This window comes from Mesorhizobium sp. M7A.F.Ca.CA.001.08.2.1 (genome assembly GCF_003998455.1).
GTDB lineage: Bacteria > Pseudomonadota > Alphaproteobacteria > Rhizobiales > Rhizobiaceae > Mesorhizobium > Mesorhizobium ciceri.
The window spans coordinates 1-802 of sequence record NZ_RZPW01001312.1 but is presented as its reverse complement, the minus strand read 5'-3'; the positions used below and the strand labels follow the sequence as shown (position 1 = coordinate 802).

Annotated in this window: 1 protein-coding gene and 1 pseudogene; both read right to left on the bottom strand. The window is 61.3% G+C overall.

What is annotated here, in order from left to right:
- A pseudogene (locus EN914_RS38880) lies at positions 1-281 on the bottom strand (hypothetical protein); the annotation flags it as partial.
- Entirely contained in the window at positions 278-514 is a 237-nt protein-coding gene (locus EN914_RS37055; protein ID WP_013525080.1) for a hypothetical protein, read from the bottom strand. The pseudogene EN914_RS38880 and the gene EN914_RS37055, both read right to left, overlap by 4 nt.
- Positions 515-802 lie beyond the last annotated feature (288 nt).

Below are 802 nucleotides of genomic sequence, written 5' to 3'. Positions count from 1 at the left end.
ATATCCACATACCAGTGGCAATCCCATCGGCAGAGCGCACGAGCATAAGCCTCGAAGCCTGGCTCTGCCAATGTTGAAGCAACAGCGGCATAACGGATGGCAAGGCCAGTGAAACCGAACAGGAGCGGGACTGCCACCACCGCTGCCGCTACCATGTGGCGCCTGTTGATCCTCGGGCCGTAGTCGGGGAAAATCTCGAACTGCTCTGCGCCCTTCATCGACGGCGCATCGCCGGGGCTCTTGATGGCCGGGACGAGATTGTCAGTCCCGGATTTTCTCATCGCGAAGCACCGGCGCGGCGCGTTTCCATCCCCTGATGGGAGCCCGCTTCGACTGTGACCAAACCGCCGACCGTGGCCTTGCCAGCTTCATAGTCGACCGGCGTGGCGTGGCCCGGCGCCTTTGCCTTCTCCGGCGCGTTGCTTGCCCGACGGTCGTCGCGCAGTTCCAGATGAGTGACGCCGCCTGCCGTCACCTCGAGCCCAAAGTCGATGCCAGTCTGTCTCTGCGCCATGTGAGAGATTCTGGAGCGCGGCCGGCGGTCGTCAAGAGGTTGCTAATATTCGAACGGCAAAGGGCAACAATCCTTTGCCTGCATCACATATCAGTTCATTTTGAACCAGCCTTCGGGAACGCCTAAGGGCCGCGTTCGGCACCTTTGCCAAGGCGCGTTGTAACGAGCCGCAGCAACCGTTTGCATTCCGGCTCATGACGCAAAGCTCCGGCCAAGGACTCTTTTCAGGCCGGTCGTGCCAAGCGGCCACGGCCCCAAGTCGCGCATGTCGACCTGCTAGCAACAGAC